We start from the raw sequence: 16,156 nt of genomic DNA, 5'->3' as shown, positions 1-16,156 counted from the left end.
TCAGATTTTAGATATAAAATGGAGATAATTATCTCATTTTCAAATTGACAATTTATCTAATTAACCCTTTTGTTTATAAGCACTTATTGTACTATACTTTTCTTTTTTGTACCTCTTTTCTATTGATGAAAATACTTTTTCTTTAAAGATAAAACCCAAAATTCCTGCTCCTGCAACCAAGCTTAATGCTACAGTTTTATCTGCAAAACGAAGTCCAAGCCAATACAATAATAAAGGAAGGAATATTTTTGGCAAAGACAGAAGCATCGAATTTATATTAAATGCTTTTTTATCTCCAAAAGCGCCACCAGCACTGCCTAAATCAATTGGTGTTTTAGTAAAAGCACCACCCAAAAGCACCAAATGAGAATTAACTCCAATATTATAAATTGCACCAACTACAATGGTGAGATAAACTTCCCATCCGTAAAAAAGATAAAAAGATGCTAGAATTGTAGAAATAAAAGTAGCAATTACAATTAGCCACCATTTTGCGGTAATATAACCTCTATACGGAATATTCTGCGTCATCATTAATTGATAATATGAACTATCCCAGCTAGGTACAAACTGTCCGAAGACAAATAGAAATCCACCCGAAACAAATATTCCAGCAAAAATTTGCATAGCTGCCGGTTGATGTGTATTTCCGAAAAAAATCATTCCGTAGAATAAAAAGATCACACTCATTACTATAGTAGTTTTTGATCTTTTATTTCTTTTGATGAGTCTAATGTCATTTTTAAGGAAAGTGCCCAAAGTACCAAACTGATTTAGCCAAGAAAGATTTTCTGTAGAGGCAACATCATGTTTGACAGAAAGTCCTGCATCGAGATATAAATTCTTTTCGAAGTACTTAAATGTAAAATAATGCAACGCAAATAATACTAGAATCGGAATCAAGAACAATCCATCTATTTCATAAAAGCTTTGAAAAAATGGAGTTGTAAACTGCGTAATATCAAACAATTGATAATACTGTGCACCTCCTAGAACTACAATTAGCAGTAGAAAAAGAGCAAATAATCTATCGATATTGCTTAAAATAATATTGAGAAAATTGTTAATGTAAATAATAGACATTACTCCCAAATGCCAAAAAATAATTTGTACAACATCATATCCGTTTAAAATTAGGACAACTGTAAATGGAATAAAAAATAAAGCGTGTATCCAGTTAAAAAAAGATAAAATGGTTTTGCCTAAAGAAAAATGAACAATGGTTGTTTTCTTTAAAGGAAGAGCTAGCAAAGGTTTGATGTTCAATACAGGAATTGACTGTAATAACAATCGAATTACTAAATCGCCTAGAAAATAATAAATTAGAAATTTGTTTAAAGTTGCCAGAGGTTCCAAATTCATTTCCTTAAGCATATAAAATGCCCCCACTCCCATAGCAATAAAAATTAATGAAAAATAGATCATCAAAAAACCTATTATTATTTTCATTGTTAGATTTTTACCGAAAGATGCAGACCGAATAAAGGCCTTCCATTCGAGATAAATAAACTTCTTAATCATGGTTTATGGTTTTAATATTTTTGTAGTAAGAGACCAAATGTAGGAAAACGTTACAAAAAAAGTTAAAAAAAATAATTTCGTGCTAAAATTTTAATAGTGGTTTGCTACTTTTGCATAAAAATTCTATCATGCCTTCATTCTTAAAACTTATAATTAAAGAGGTTAAACGTGAGACTGCAGATGCTGTTTCTATTCTTTTTAATGTTCCTGAAGAACTAAAATCTGACTATAAATTTATAGCAGGCCAATATATAAATTTAAAACTAACTCTTGATAACCAAGAAATTAGACGTGCTTATTCTATTTGCTCTGCACCAGACAGCGGCGAATTAAGAATTGCTGTAAAAGCAGTAAAAAACGGTCTTTTTTCTCAGTTTGCTAATACAAAACTAAAAGCAGGAGATGTTCTTGAAGTTGGTCAGCCAGAAGGTAAATTTACTTTTGAGCCAGATGCCGAAAGACAAAAAAACTACGCAGCATTTGTTGCAGGAAGCGGAATTACACCAGTTCTTTCTATTATAAAATCGGTTCTAAAAAATGAGCCAAAAAGCTCATTTGTATTGGTTTACGGAAACAAAACTCCAGAAAGTACTATCTTTCACCAAGAACTTCACGATTTACAATTACAATACGTAGGCAGATTTTTTGTGCATTATGTTTACAGCCAAGCAAAAGCCGAAAATGCTTTATTTGGAAGAATTGAAAAATCGGCTGTAAATTTTGTTTTAAACAACAAACACAAAGAGCTTCAATTTGATAAATTTTTCCTTTGCGGGCCAGAAGACATGATTAACACTGTTTCTAATGTTTTGAAAGAAAAAAATGTAAAAGAATCTGCAATTAAATTTGAGCTTTTTACTAGTTCTTCTGAAGAACATGCAATTCAAGGTTCTCAGGAAGGACATACAAAAATTACCGTTTTAGTAGATGATGAAGAAGTTACTTTTGAAATGTCTAAAAAACAAACTATTCTTGATGCAGCCCTAAAACAAGGCGTTGACGCTCCTTATTCTTGCCAAGGCGGAATTTGCAGCAGCTGTTTAGGTCGTGTTACAAAAGGAAGTGCAGAAATGACTAAAAATTCTATTTTAACAGATAGCGAAATTGCTGAAGGTTTAATTTTGACTTGTCAGGCGCATCCAACTTCAGAAACTATTTATGTTGATTACGACGACGTTTAGTCAATCAAATTCCAATATCAAAAATTCCAAATTCCAATCTTTCAATTGGGATTTGGAATTTTTTTTGTTTAATTGCGTTTCTACTCTTTGTCAAAGTTTAAAACTTCGATAAAGATGTAACTTGGAATTTGGAATTTAAAAAGTTGAAAATTAATTGAATATGAAATCTGTACGAGAAATTTTTAGAAATAAAGAATATCTTTTGGAAGAACCAGAAGTTATGAAGCTGGTTGATTACTGCGAAGAACTTCAGGATGAAATCGTTGAATTTAAATTTCAAAAAACCGACAATAAAGAACTTGCTTTATTCGACATGATCAAAGAGGTTATAAAAGGGTGTGATGCCATCGAAAGAGAACAAATGGAACATGAACGCTACGGTTATGACGCACCAAATTATCAGGAAACTATTGCAAATTTAAAAAGTTACATTTACAGTCGCTGCCGTAATGAGAAGATTTGGTTCTAATTGAAATAAAAGCAAAATTTTGGCGAAATATTGCTGGTTTTTCATTAAATTAGAGGTATAATTATGGCAATCTTAATCTCGTAATCTGAGAATTTGTGGAGCTAAATCAAATTTGTCAAACATTTAAACATTAAATATCATGACAGCTCACGTTCAACACTTTCATTTATACCTATTTATTATGCTGGTTGTAACTGCTTCGCTTTGCGTTCTGGCAGTTATTATAAAAATGAAAAACAGAAAAGGTCCCAAGTTGCTCAAAAGAGAAAAATACAATTCAACTTTGACCGAAAAAATGGTAGAAGTAAAAAAAACAGATTCGAATATCTTCAATATCTGGCCTTATGTAAGCAGGCTTAAATCGGCTAAAGTTTTATCTAACAAAATTAAAGATCACGACCTTATCTATAAGATTTACAGAGATCCATCCCAAAAATTCGAACATATTCTATTGTCAACTGAAAATAAAAATAACTTTGTTTCCATTATAGTAAACAAAAAAAGAAAAAAAACAATAGGATATTCTTTCCTCGATTCCAATGAAAAATATGATTTGAGCAAAAATATTGCTTAAGATTAAAAAACTTCTCCATAAAGAGAAGTTTTTTATTTTTATGAAAGCTGTTTTACAACTTTGTCAACAACCTGTTGCGGTAAAATTGTTCTCATAGCATCCTCATATCCTTCAACAACTTTATTGCCATAAACTGAAGTTGGAAGTTTTGGATATTGATTTCGGTCTGAAGTCAGTGCATTTTCTAAACTTTGATTGAAAGGCAAAAATCCTGCATAAGGATGCGTCGCGCCCCAAAGTGTAACGACTTTTACGCCAAGCATTGCTGCGATATGCGCATTTCCAGAATCCATAGAAAGCATTACATCAAGATTGCTGATCAATTGTAATTCCTGCTGAAACTTGATTTTTCCAGCCATATTTATTACATTTTCAAATGGTTGAGCAAGAGAATCTAAAATTTCAATTTCTTTTTTCCCTCCGCCAAAAAGCAAAATTTTGTACGATGAATTTTCAGCTAATTTTTCAATTAATTCTTTCATCAAATCAAAAGGATAAACCTTGGAATCGTATTGAGCAAAAGGAGCAATTCCAATTAGTTTTTGATTTTCATTTCCAATAATGTCTAAAATATCAGAACTTAAAACTGCTTTTTCAGGAAATGTTGGTTTCGATAAATCTAACGGAAAACCTAATTCTTCAAACACTTTTGCATGTCTTTCGAACATGGTTGGCAATTGAGCGAAAATCTTGTTTTCTTCACGCGTTAATTCTTTTTTTCCTTCACGGCCTTTGTCAACAGTTGCTCTTTTTTTTCCGCTTAAAGCGAAAAGTAAACTCACAACCTTAGATCTCAAAACATTATGAAGATCCGCAAAAGCATCAATCTTTAATTTTTTTACATCCTTATACAGGCGTAAAAGCCCTGGAAATCCTTTGTGCCTTTCTTTTTCATCAAAAGCAAAAAATTCAAGATTCGGAATTCCTTCAAAAAAAGGTTTGAAAAACGGACGAGAAATAACGGTCAATTTTACCGTTGGATATTGTTTTACAAAGGCGCGTAAAACAGGAACCGTCATGGCGACATCTCCCATTGCGGATAGTCTCATGACGGCTATATGCTTAATTTTGCTAGACAAGTCTGCCAAATTATTATTTTTTATTTTGGTATAAAACAGGGTTCAAATCATCATCATTGTACATTTTCATTTGTTTGTACACTTTCATGAATTTATCTCCGTTTTCGATATCTGTCAATAATTCTTCAATTGCCGTAGACAAGTCTGTTCTTTGCTCTAAAAGGATATTTAATTTTTCCTGACATTTATCTCTGTGCTCTTGAGAAGCTTCTGCACGATTTGCTTCTTCATGCATATGATAAATTTTTAAGGCTAAAATCGATAATCTGTCAAAAGCCCAAGCTGGACTTTCTGAGTTAATTTTTGCTCCGTCTTTTACTTTTACATTACTGTATTTTTGTAAAAAGTAGCTGTCAATATATTCCACCATATCAGTACGTTCCTGATTTGATGCGTCGATTCTTCTTTTTAAAGTTAATGCCGCAACTGGATCAATCTGCGGGTCACGAATAATATCTTCAAAATGCCATTGAACGGTATCAATCCAATTTTTTAGATATAACAAATGCTCGAACTTATCTTTTGGATAAGGATTATTGATCGGCTGATCTACATTATCAAACTGATGATAATCTTTAATGCTTTGCTCGAAAACAGAATATGCTAATTTTGAAAACATGTCTTTATTTTTTTATAGATACAAAGATACTTTTTATACTTTTATGCTGCGAAGAAAAGCAATTATTTTTCGTTTCATCATTATATCTCTAAATAAATTACAATTTCATCATGAAAATTCATTATATCTCTGAAAATAACAGCGTTTTAAATCATTTCTTAGGACAAATTAGAAATGTAAATGTTCAAAATGACAGTATGCGTTTTCGTAGAAATATTGAACGCATTGGAGAAATTATGGCTTATGAACTGAGTAAAATTTTACCTTATAAAAAAGTTGAAATTCAAACGCCACTTGGAATTAAGAAAACTACAGAAATTGACACGGATTTAGTTTTATGTCCTATTTTACGAGCTGGATTACCGCTTCATAATGGTTTTTTAAATTATTTTGATCATGCCGAAAATAGCTTTGTTTCGGCCTGCAGATTTCACCCAAATAATGATGATGCCTTTGAAATTCGTGTTGAATATCAAGCCATTTCGGATCTAAATAATAAAACCGTTTTGCTTCTTGACCCGATGCTGGCTACAGGACAATCAATTGTAGCTGTTCATAAAAAACTAATCGAGAATGCTACTCCAAAAGAAATACACATTGTTGTTGTTATTGCTGCTCCTGAAGGAATAGCCTATCTTGAAGAAAATCTTCCTGAAAACTGTCATTTATGGGTAGCGTCTCTAGACGAAAAACTAAATGAGAAAAACTACATTGTTCCTGGTCTTGGCGATGCCGGTGATCTTGCCTATGGAAGTAAATTATAACTGAGAGAAAAAAGTAAATAAACTACATACTATCAGAGTGTAATAAACAATTTCATTATTTAGCTTCTGCTGCATATACTCTACATGACTCGTTGCCATAATACTTAATGGTGCAATACTAAACAATAATAAATCGTTGCTTTTATTTGGCGAAATGATGTAAACAAAGACTGCTATAAAAAAACAGGCTACAATTTTCTTGTACGAAGAATGTACAATTTGTGGTCTGTTTGACAATGTCATTAGCATCGAAGTAACAAAAAATAACGCTACTGCTGTATATATCGAAAATGCTGCATTTTCGTAATTATTCTTAAAATAATCAATTCTAAAATCGATTACAGCTCTTTCTTGAATGAAAGCTACTGCATCAAAATTGAAAATTAATGATGTCATATAGAATAAAATCGTTACGGCCAAAAGTGCAATAAATGGTAAAACCCAGTTTCTATAATCTCTTGAAACGTGAAAAATAATCGAGATGTAAACCAATATTAAGAAGAGAATACTCCAAAATTGAAATAAAGAAGCTACAAAAATCCAAAACGCAGCATCAAATATTTTTTCTTTTGATGCTTTTAGAGATTGCAGCGAAATTAATCTTCGAAGTGCCAATAAAATGAAAAAATTGGCATAAATAATATTTGAGTTATTAAATATGGTCGGAAAAAATAAAATAAACAACAAGTAAAAAAGTATCGCGTAACCGTTGTCTTTACTGAGTCCATTCTTTTTTACAATGAAATTAATCATAAAAAAAGAAGCCAAAATAAAGCACAGCAAACTCACTTTCTGAAAAGCCAAAAAATAAGAAGTAACCCAAGATGGGTCTTTAATTTGGAACATAAAAAAGAAAACCAGTATTAAAATTACAACCAATGAATAATTTAATGGCGTAGATTTTTTAAAAACACTTGTTATCATAAGGATATTTTATACTTTTGTGATTGTAAAGATAATACTTGTTTAAAAGGAAAAACCTAACAAGTTGAAAAAAGATTTGGTTTACCGAATTTTATCTTCAAAGCATTACACAACAATAAATAACATATAATTTTAAAAAATTATGACAGCTTTTTTTGAAGGAATACAATACTTATTCGTTAACATTTTGTTTGCTCCTCTTGACTTTTTACGTCGTTTGGAATTAATTACATGGTTTGGTGCAAACACTATTAACTGGATTTTCATGATCATCTGTTCATGTGCAATCGTTTATTGGATTAAACAATTACGCATTTTTGATGACGCTGGAACAGAAAACCAAGATACTACAGCTCATTCATTTTTAAAATAATAAACCAAACCCTTTAATTAATAAAGGGCTGGTGAATTTATTTTTTAGATTAAATCGAAACCGATATCTTTTCTAAAATACATCTTATCAAAGCTTAGTTTATCTATGTTTTGATAAGATTTTTTTATGGCCTCTTGGAAATTATCTCCATAAGAAGTTACAGCAATTACACGTCCTCCATTAGTAACGACATTTTCGCCATCTAATTTTGTTCCTGCGTGAAAAACTATCGAATCTGTAACATTTTCTAATCCAGAAATTACTTTTCCTTTTTCGAAATCCTCAGGATATCCGCCAGAAACTACCATTACAGTCGTCGCGCTTCTTGGATCAACTTCTAAATTAAAATCTCCCAATTTCTGATCAGCAACAGACAAGAATAACTCTACTAAATCTGATTTTAATCTTGGAACAACAACTTCAGTTTCAGGATCACCCATTCTTACGTTGTATTCAATAACGATTGGTTCGTTTTTCACATTGATTAAACCAATAAATACAAATCCTTTATATTCGATTCCGTCTTTTTGGAAACCTTCTATTGTTGGTTTTACAATACGAGTTTCAATTTTTTCCATCAAAACTGCATCAACATAAGGAACTGGAGAAACTGCTCCCATTCCACCTGTGTTTAAACCTGTATCGCCTTCTCCAATTCTTTTATAATCTTTTGCAGTTGGAAGAATTTTATAGTTTTTTCCGTCAGTTAAAACGAAACAGCTTAATTCGATTCCATCCAAAAATTCTTCGATTACAACTTTTGCACTTGCTGTTCCAAATTTTGCATGAACAAGCATATTTCTTAATTCAGTTTTTGCTTCTTCAAGATCCTGAATAATCAAAACTCCTTTTCCAGCTGCTAAACCATCAGCTTTTAAAACGTATGGAGGTTGTAATGTTTCAAGAAACTTGCATCCTTCTTCAACTGTTTCGGCAGTAAAACTATCGTAAGCAGCTGTTGGAATATTATGTTTCATCAAGAATTCTTTTGCAAATTCTTTACTTCCTTCTAACTGAGCACCTAATTTAGATGGGCCAATAACTGGAATATGTTTTAAATTTTCGTCGTTTTTAAAATAATCGTAAATTCCTTTTACCAACGGATCTTCAGGTCCCACGACTACTAAACTTATATTTTCTTTAAGTACTAATGCTTTTACTGCTTCAAAATCTGTTGCAGATATTGCCACGTTTTCAGCGATTGCAGCAGTTCCTGCATTTCCAGGCACTACAAAAAGTTTTTCGCAAAGCGGACTCTGAGTCATTTTCCATGCAAAAGCATGCTCTCTTCCGCCTGATCCCAATAATAAAATTGTCATGGTGTTGTTGTATTTAGTTGTGGTGCAAAAATACTTGCTTTTGCACGTAAAAAATAATTAAATCTTTAAAAAGTTGTTGAATCATTCCGAAACATTATTTTTGACGAAAATTATTCTGAAAAATGATTCGCCTTTTTGATATTTCGCTCCAATTAAATGGTTTTCCTATAAAGAAAGCCAAAACCGAATTGGATAAAATTGTTCATTTTTCTGAAGAAGAATTTGCTTCGTTTCTTGAAAACAAAAAAGCAGAAATTGTTGATTTTCATTTAAAAAACAACCCTTTTTACAGAGAGTTAGCAGGAAATACAACCGCACAAAATTGGGAAAATCTTCCAATTTTAAACAAAAAAAATCTACAAAAACCGCTGGAAGAAAGGCTTTCAAAAGGCTATTCTAAAAAATCTATTTACCTCAACAAAACATCTGGTTCAAGCGGAACTCCTTTTGTTTTTGCTAAAGATAAATATTCACATGCTTTAACTTGGGCTTCCAATATTATGCGCTTTGGCTGGTTTGGAATTGATTTTAACCATTCGTATCAGGCACGTTTTTACGGAATTCCAATGGATTTTATTGGATATCAAAAAGAACGTTTCAAAGATTTTTTGAGCCATCGCTATCGTTTTCCCGTTTTTGATTTGTCTGATGAAGTGTTGGAAAAATTTCTACAAAAATTCAAAACCAAAAAATTCGATTACCTCAACGGATATACCAGTTCTATTGTTTTGTTTGCCAAATATTTAGAAAATAAAAATATTGTTTTAAAAGATATTTCTCCAACTTTAAAAGCTTGTTTTGTAACTTCCGAAATGCTTTTTGAATCCGATAAAAAGTTATTGGAAAAACAATTTGGCATTCCGATTATCAGTGAATATGGCGCGTCTGAATTGGATTTGATTGCTTTTGAAAATCCAAAAGGAGAATGGCAAGTTAATGCTGAAACCCTTTTTGTCGAAATTTTGGATGAAAACAATAATCCTGTTCCACATGGAACAGAAGGGAAAATTGTAATTACTTCATTATACAACAAAGCAAATCCTTTCATTCGATATGAAATTGGAGACATCGGAATTTTGGATGAAAAAAGTACACCTCAAAAACCAATTCTTAAAAAATTAATTGGAAGAACTAATGATGTTGCCGTTTTGCCAAGTGGTAAAAAATCTCCAGGTTTGACCTTTTATTATGTAACCAAAAGCATTATTGAAGATGATGGAAACGTGAAAGAATTCATTATCAAACAAACTAAATTAAACACTTTTGAAATTGAATATATTTCTGAAAATGAATTAGTTTCAGAACAAATTCAAAAAATAAAAGAAGCAATTGATTTGTATCTCGAGCCAAATCTAATCTTCACTTTCACCAGAAAAACAGTTTTAGAAAGAACCAATCGCGGGAAACTAAAACAATTTAAATCTTATTTATAAAAAATAAATAAAATCTTACATTTGTTTTCTAATTAAAAACTTATGGAAGATCAATCTCTTCTTTCTGAAGAAACAATTTCAAATAAAATATATTTTATCCGCGGTCAAAAAGTGATGCTTGATCTGGATTTGGCTTTGCTTTATGAAATAGAAACTAAAGTTCTAAAACAATCTGTTAAAAGAAATTTATCCTGATTTCCGGAAGATTTTATGTTTGAACTTACTAAAATAGAATATGATTCTCTAAGGTCACAAATTGTGACCTTAGAGAAAGGAAGAGGTAAATGTCAAAAATATCTGCCTTTTGTTTTTACAGAACATGGAATTTTAATGCTTTCAAGCATCTTAAAAAGCGACAAAGCCATTCAAACCAATATACAAATCATGCGTATTTTCACAAAAGTGAGACAAATGCTTTTGGATACTCAGATTCAGAAGAAGTTAGAAAATCACGATAAAAACATTGAATTGGTATTTTCTTATTTAGATGAATTAACTGAAAAGAAAGAAGATGAATCTGAAAGAGTAAAGATTGGCTATAAAAAATAATTCTTTAAGATCACAAATTGTGACCTTAGAAACTTGATGTCACAATTTGCGACCTCAAGTTTGTCATTTATATTACGGTTTGAAAAAATTGGAAGTCACAAATTGTGATCTCCAATTCTAAACTAAAATCTTTAAGGTCGCAAATTGCGACCTTAAAATTCGAAACGTATTATTTAAAAAAATTGGAGGTCGCAAATTGCGACCTCCAATTCTAAGCGAAATTCTTCAAGGTCACAATTTGTGACCTTGAAACTTGAAGTCGCTATTTGCGACTTCAAGTTGAATTTTAAATCTTCTTTATATATTTTGATTTGATTATCAATTGAGTAAACAAAAACCTTATCATCAATAAAATAGAAAACACAAAATTATATCCGTGAAATTCTCTGTAAACACCAAAATTATGTTTAATCAATTTAAATTTTGAAGAGGAAACAGAATCTTTTCTAATTCTGTAAAAAGCCAAAGATTCTGGAACTGGTTTTGCTATTTTAATTTGTTTTAAAATCGTAAGCCATATTCTCCAATCTTGTCTTTTTTGCGACGTCTCCAAGATAATTTTCCCAAAATAATCCGCGTCATAAATAGCAGTCAAATTGCCTACATAATTGCAGAAAAACAATTGTTTATAAGTTAACGGATTTGGTGATTCTACTTTTCTATTCAAATTATTTCCATCCTCATCAATAGAATCGTAAAAGCTGAAAGTAAAGTGTAAATTATTTGCTTTTAAAAACTGAATCTGTTTTTCTAATTTCTCAGGAAACCATAAATCATCAGCGTCTAAATAGGCAATATATTTTCCTGTGGCTTTTTCTAAAGCGGCGTTTCTGGCAAAACCATTTCCTCGATTTTCTGGTAGTTTGAAAAGCTTTATTCGACTGTCTTTTTTTACAAATTCTTCAATTATAGCAACCGTATTATCTGTAGAAGCATCATCAACCAAAATCATTTCCCAATTTGTATAGGTTTGGTTTTGAGCTGATTCTATTGTTGATCTAATGAACTTTTCAGTATTATATGTTGGAGTTAAAATAGATACTAAATCGTTCATTAGAATTGAATGTCTTTCAAAGTTGAATGTTATTTAATGTAGCTTGAAAAATCTTTATGTTCTTCTTTTGCAAGTTCTTCAGGAGATAATGATTTGAAATACTCATAGGTAATTTTCATTCCCTCTGCACGGTTTACTTTTGCTTCCCAACCTAACAATTCTTTTGCTTTTGTCGTGTCTGGCTGACGCTGTAAAGGATCATTTATTGGTAACGGATGATAGACTACCTTTTGGTTCGTTCCTGTTAATTTAATGATCTCTTCTGCAAAATCTTTAATCGTAATCTCATCTGGGTTTCCAATATTTACTGGATATACATAATCAGAATGTAATAATCTGAATATACCTTCAACCTGATCGTCTACGTAGCAGAAAGAACGAGTCTGCATACCGTCTCCAAAAATGGTTAAATCTTCTCCGCGAAGTGCTTGTCCGATAAAAGCAGGAATTACACGTCCGTCATTTAATCGCATTCTTGGTCCGTAAGTATTAAAAATACGAACGATTCTGGTTTCTACGCCATGAAAAGTATGGTACGCCATTGTGATAGATTCCTGAAAACGTTTTGCCTCGTCATAAACACCGCGTGGACCAATTGTATTTACGTTTCCATAATATTCTTCTGTTTGCGGATGTACCAAAGGATCTCCGTAAACTTCTGATGTTGATGCAATCAAAATTCTAGCCTTTTTTACTCTCGCTAATCCAAGTAGATTATGCGTTCCTAAAGATCCTACTTTCAAAGTCTGAATCGGGATTTTTAAATAATCAATCGGACTTGCCGGCGAAGCAAAATGCAATATATAGTCTAAATCTCCTGGAACATGAACAAACTTTGTAATATCATGATGATAAAATTCAAAGTTTTCTAATTTGAATAAATGTTCAATATTTTTTAGATCTCCCGTAATCAGATTATCCATTCCGATTACAAAATAACCTTCTTTGATAAATCTGTCACATAAATGCGATCCTAAAAATCCTGCCGCTCCTGTAATAAGTATTCTTTTCATTTCAATATTTTCTGTTCATTATAATCGTTTACCAAATTAAGCATACAGTAAAAAATTATAAAGAAAATTATTCCTCTTTGTCGACTCAAAAAAGATTCGGTCAAAAATAAGACTATCATTGTTACCGCGAAAGCAATATGTACAAAATCTTTGGTGGCAATTCCTTTTCTGATGGTGATAAACAACATAATTAAGACTGTCAAAAAGCCAAATATTCCTAATTCTGAAAATATTTGAACATATTCATTATGGAAATTAAACTCGCCATAATTTGGGTATAAATTATGTTCTTTTATTTTTTCTTTTATTTTATTTTGAGAAGCATCTAATCCAAATCCTGTGAAAAAGATATTCTTTTCCTCAAGCATTTCTTTAAAAATCCTAATCTGAAAAAGTCGAAAAGCTGTTCCTGGAAAAAAGTCATTTTGCTGAAATTGATCTTGGTTCCAAGCTTGTTTTAGACTAATATTATAAATTGGCCCTTGATTTTTTGCTGTAGTTTCATTCAAAGATCCATCAACAAATACAGTTTCAAATTCAATCATAAATCGATCTCTAACGGGTTTAATAAAAAGTATAGAACTCACAGATAATATAATGACTGCCAACAATATCGCTTTCTTCGTTTTTCTAGAAACATCAGAAAAAAACGAGTAATATATTATTATCATTATTAAATCGACTATGATAATATTCTTCGATGATAATAAAAAAATAAAAACAATAAGGATCGTAAATGCTATTTTATCGATAATTGCCTTTTCTTTTTTAGCTAGGAAGAAAAACATGGCCAATGAAACAAAAACAGCCATATATATAGCATTCAATTCTAAAGTAACGAGTTCATGGTAGAAAAAGACTTCTTTATTTCCTGAATTTATAAATCTTACAATTGCCTTTAAAATATAGAAAACCGTAAAACCTACCATTGTAAAACTATACCAACTGAAAACCTTATTTACATCATCTCGATTTATTTTTGGCAAGCTGCAAAATGCTAGAGGAATTAATAAAAATAAAACTTCTTTTTGTAACCCTTTAATTGTTTGCCTGCTTTCTATAGTCCAAATAAGAGATAAAAGCATTAAACCATACAATAGAATTGGAAATACTAAAAACATCGGAATTGAAAAATCTGCTTTTTTTGATTTGACTAAAGAAACCAATAAAAAAACAATACAGGTTAAACTTCCTATTGAATGTTTCAATGGAAGAGCAATCAACATTGCGGCTAAAAGAAAAATGAGCAATGTTTTATTCTGCCATAATTCATCAATTTTACTGAAGACTTTTTTCAAATAATCTGAGGTACGATTCATTTATTTTATTCCAATTAAATTCTTGAATTATAATATCGAAGTTATCCTGAACCATTTGATCATGATCTTCTCTTTTTACCGTTTCTATGAGACTCTTAACATCTGCTGCATCCGAGAAGTAAAATGCATTTTCTTGTAAAATAGCACGGTTAAACTCGTTGTTATGTGCGACAATTAATGCTTTTGTTGCCATCGCTTCCAGCAAAGACGGATTTGTCCCTCCTACTGAATGCCCATGAAAATAGAGATTAGAAAAATATCTCAAATTATCTAAATGTTCTTTATTATAAATTCCGCCTGTAAAACGTATATTTTGATAATTACTAAATTTATTTTTAAGATAATTTCCAAAACCATTGTTACTGTTTCCTACAACCAATACAACCTTATCATCTTTACTATCTACAATTCCGTCTAAAATCACTTCGATATTATTCTCAGGTTCAAAGCGAGCGATTAATAGATTGTAGTTGTTTTTTTCTACATTATAGATTGAAAGTAATTCTTCATTTTGTTTAAGGAACGGCTCAGCTCCATACGCAATGTAAGTTGCTTCTACATTGTATTTCTCTTGCAAATATTGTTTAATTCCAAGTGAATCGGCAATCAGATAATTGCTGCTTTTCACTGCTTTTTGTTCTGCAAATTTTAAAAACTTTTGGGTGGTTTTAGAATATTTTGTTCTCTTCCATTCCAATCCATCCATATTGGTAATAATAGTCGATTTTTTAGGGAAAAGAAAAGACCAAATAGAACTGCTTGTGTATCCTAATTGCAAGATAATATCAAAATTCCTTTTTCTTGAATCTAGAATACAATTCAAATCATAAATAAATTGTCCTGCAGAACCCATTTTATCTTCGGGATCATATTGATGAATAATATGTACTCCCATATACTGTTTTTCTTGAAAAACATGATTATGTGAATTATATACATAAACTTCATGTTTTTGCTGCGCTAAATACACTGCAAAACATTCTGCAAATTGCTCAAATCCGCCATAATTGTTAGGGATTCCTCTAGTACCAAGAATGGCTATTTTCATCTATTTTTTTATCAATCAGAAGCCAAAAATAATGATTTTAAAAATTAAAATTTAGTTATAACAAATTCTATTTTAAATTATGAATACATAATTAAATTCCTATTTTTGTTTGAAAGCAGCTTATAGCAATATTTATGATAAATTTTGAATATCTCGAAAACCATTTAGATGATCTTCGCTTAAAGTATTTAACAGCAAACCCTTTTCCGCATTTAATAATTGATAACTTTTGTGAAGAAGAAAAATTACTCAAAGCTCATAAAAGTATTCCTGAACTCAACAACAAGAGTCGCGATTATTCTTTTGCAAATAATAAATTTGAAAAATCAAATTATAGAGAATTAGGCCCTGAACTTCATGAATTATATGATGACCTCTCATCTGAAAGATTCAATAAAATCATATCTTATATAACATCAAAATCAATTTTTGTTGACCCGAAAAATCACGGTGGAGGATTACATCAGGGCAAGAAAAATAGTTTTTTAGATATGCATTTAGATTTTAATTATCATCCTATAAACAAAGATTGGTATCGAGAATTGAATCTGCTTTTATATCTAAATAAAGATTGGAAACCAGAATATAAAGGAGGTTTAAAAATATGTGATTTAAGAACTCAAGAAGAAGCTGAACTTGATGTTCCTTTTAATCGATTAATTATCCAACAATGTGCTCCTTACACACTTCATGGATATGATATGACTTATTTTCCAGAAGGAAGTTATAGAACATCAATCGCAACGTACGCCTATCAAATTCATAAAAGACAAATTGAAAAACCGCGAACAACAGATTGGTTTCCAAAAGAAGATGCTTCTTTTTTAAAGAAACAATTTGCAAAAAATTATAACTTTTTAGTGCAAACGAAAAATAAGTTGTTTGGAAGCAATACTGCTAAAAATCAGTAATTAGAT

Annotated in this window: 16 protein-coding genes and 1 pseudogene; 8 read left to right on the top strand and 9 right to left on the bottom strand. The window is 30.9% G+C overall.

Annotated elements, in window-relative coordinates:
- Positions 1-60: 60 nt before the first annotated feature.
- Positions 61-1,521, bottom strand: coding sequence for a DUF5687 family protein (locus BSF41_RS16465; protein WP_095930597.1), 1,461 nt, complete (start codon positions 1,519-1,521; stop codon positions 61-63).
- A 128-nt stretch (positions 1,522-1,649) separates the two neighbouring features.
- Here BSF41_RS16465 and BSF41_RS16460 point away from each other — a divergent pair, with 128 nt between their 5' ends.
- The 3 genes from BSF41_RS16460 to BSF41_RS16450 all read left to right on the top strand — a co-directional run bounded on the left by BSF41_RS16460 (position 1,650) and on the right by BSF41_RS16450 (position 3,745).
- On the top strand, positions 1,650-2,702 hold the full coding sequence (locus BSF41_RS16460; protein ID WP_095930596.1) for a ferredoxin--NADP reductase: 1,053 nt from the start codon (positions 1,650-1,652) through the stop codon (positions 2,700-2,702).
- Positions 2,703-2,862: 160 nt separating this feature from the next.
- Entirely contained in the window at positions 2,863-3,171 is a 309-nt protein-coding gene (locus tag BSF41_RS16455) for a hypothetical protein (RefSeq protein ID WP_095930595.1), read from the top strand.
- A 139-nt stretch (positions 3,172-3,310) separates the two neighbouring features.
- Complete coding sequence (locus tag BSF41_RS16450) at positions 3,311-3,745, top strand: hypothetical protein (protein WP_095930594.1); 435 nt, start codon at positions 3,311-3,313, stop codon at positions 3,743-3,745.
- Between the two features lie 38 nt (positions 3,746-3,783).
- On the opposite strand, the gene BSF41_RS16445 is transcribed toward BSF41_RS16450, so the two are convergent.
- Positions 3,784-4,794, bottom strand: a complete 1,011-nt coding sequence (locus BSF41_RS16445; RefSeq protein ID WP_095930593.1) for a glycosyltransferase family 9 protein — start codon at positions 4,792-4,794, stop codon at positions 3,784-3,786.
- 43 nt (positions 4,795-4,837) lie between these two features.
- Entirely contained in the window at positions 4,838-5,443 is a 606-nt protein-coding gene (locus BSF41_RS16440; RefSeq protein WP_095930592.1) for a DUF4254 domain-containing protein, read from the bottom strand.
- Positions 5,444-5,553: 110 nt separating this feature from the next.
- Here BSF41_RS16440 and upp point away from each other — a divergent pair, with 110 nt between their 5' ends.
- A complete protein-coding gene (upp, locus tag BSF41_RS16435; RefSeq protein ID WP_095930591.1) occupies positions 5,554-6,207 on the top strand; it encodes a uracil phosphoribosyltransferase in 654 nt (217 codons plus the stop codon).
- On the opposite strand, the gene BSF41_RS16430 is transcribed toward upp, so the two are convergent.
- Entirely contained in the window at positions 6,202-7,131 is a 930-nt protein-coding gene (locus tag BSF41_RS16430; RefSeq protein WP_095930590.1) for a DUF6427 family protein, read from the bottom strand. The two genes, upp and BSF41_RS16430, sit on opposite strands and share 6 nt — an antisense overlap.
- A 142-nt stretch (positions 7,132-7,273) precedes the next feature.
- On the opposite strand from BSF41_RS16430, the gene BSF41_RS16425 reads away from it, so the two are divergent.
- Complete coding sequence (locus BSF41_RS16425; RefSeq protein WP_031453858.1) at positions 7,274-7,504, top strand: hypothetical protein; 231 nt, start codon at positions 7,274-7,276, stop codon at positions 7,502-7,504.
- A 44-nt stretch (positions 7,505-7,548) separates the two neighbouring features.
- On the opposite strand, the gene purD is transcribed toward BSF41_RS16425, so the two are convergent.
- Positions 7,549-8,823: a phosphoribosylamine--glycine ligase gene (gene purD / locus BSF41_RS16420; protein ID WP_095930589.1), complete on the bottom strand. Its 1,275-nt coding sequence runs from the start codon at positions 8,821-8,823 to the stop codon at positions 7,549-7,551.
- 122 nt (positions 8,824-8,945) lie between these two features.
- Between purD and BSF41_RS16415 the strand changes: the two genes are divergently transcribed.
- Both BSF41_RS16415 and BSF41_RS16410 read left to right on the top strand, forming a co-directional pair.
- Positions 8,946-10,256 (top strand): phenylacetate--CoA ligase family protein, encoded by a 1,311-nt coding sequence (locus BSF41_RS16415; protein WP_095930588.1) that lies wholly within the window; start codon positions 8,946-8,948, stop codon positions 10,254-10,256.
- A 42-nt stretch (positions 10,257-10,298) separates the two neighbouring features.
- Positions 10,299-10,805 (top strand): annotated as a pseudogene (locus tag BSF41_RS16410) (ORF6N domain-containing protein).
- Positions 10,806-11,091: 286 nt separating this feature from the next.
- On the opposite strand, the gene BSF41_RS16405 reads toward BSF41_RS16410, so the two are convergent.
- The 4 genes from BSF41_RS16405 to BSF41_RS16390 form a co-directional block, all read right to left on the bottom strand.
- Positions 11,092-11,859, bottom strand: a complete 768-nt coding sequence (locus BSF41_RS16405) for a glycosyltransferase family 2 protein (RefSeq protein WP_095930587.1) — start codon at positions 11,857-11,859, stop codon at positions 11,092-11,094.
- 29 nt (positions 11,860-11,888) lie between these two features.
- A complete protein-coding gene (locus BSF41_RS16400) occupies positions 11,889-12,872 on the bottom strand; it encodes a UDP-glucuronic acid decarboxylase family protein (RefSeq protein ID WP_095930586.1) in 984 nt (327 codons plus the stop codon).
- Positions 12,869-13,993, bottom strand: a complete 1,125-nt coding sequence (locus BSF41_RS16395; protein ID WP_172426929.1) for an O-antigen ligase — start codon at positions 13,991-13,993, stop codon at positions 12,869-12,871. The genes BSF41_RS16400 and BSF41_RS16395 overlap by 4 nt, the downstream gene beginning before the upstream one ends.
- Positions 13,994-14,150: 157 nt before the next feature.
- Positions 14,151-15,239: a DUF1972 domain-containing protein gene (locus tag BSF41_RS16390; RefSeq protein WP_095930584.1), complete on the bottom strand. Its 1,089-nt coding sequence runs from the start codon at positions 15,237-15,239 to the stop codon at positions 14,151-14,153.
- Positions 15,240-15,373: 134 nt separating this feature from the next.
- Between BSF41_RS16390 and BSF41_RS16385 the strand changes: the two genes are divergently transcribed.
- Entirely contained in the window at positions 15,374-16,150 is a 777-nt protein-coding gene (locus BSF41_RS16385) for a 2OG-Fe(II) oxygenase (RefSeq protein WP_095930583.1), read from the top strand.
- Positions 16,151-16,156: the final 6 nt, after the last annotated feature.

Origin of the sequence: Flavobacterium sp. ACN2 (assembly GCF_002303885.1) — a bacterium.
Classification (GTDB): domain Bacteria; phylum Bacteroidota; class Bacteroidia; order Flavobacteriales; family Flavobacteriaceae; genus Flavobacterium.
This window is presented reverse-complemented; position numbering and strand designations above follow the sequence as displayed.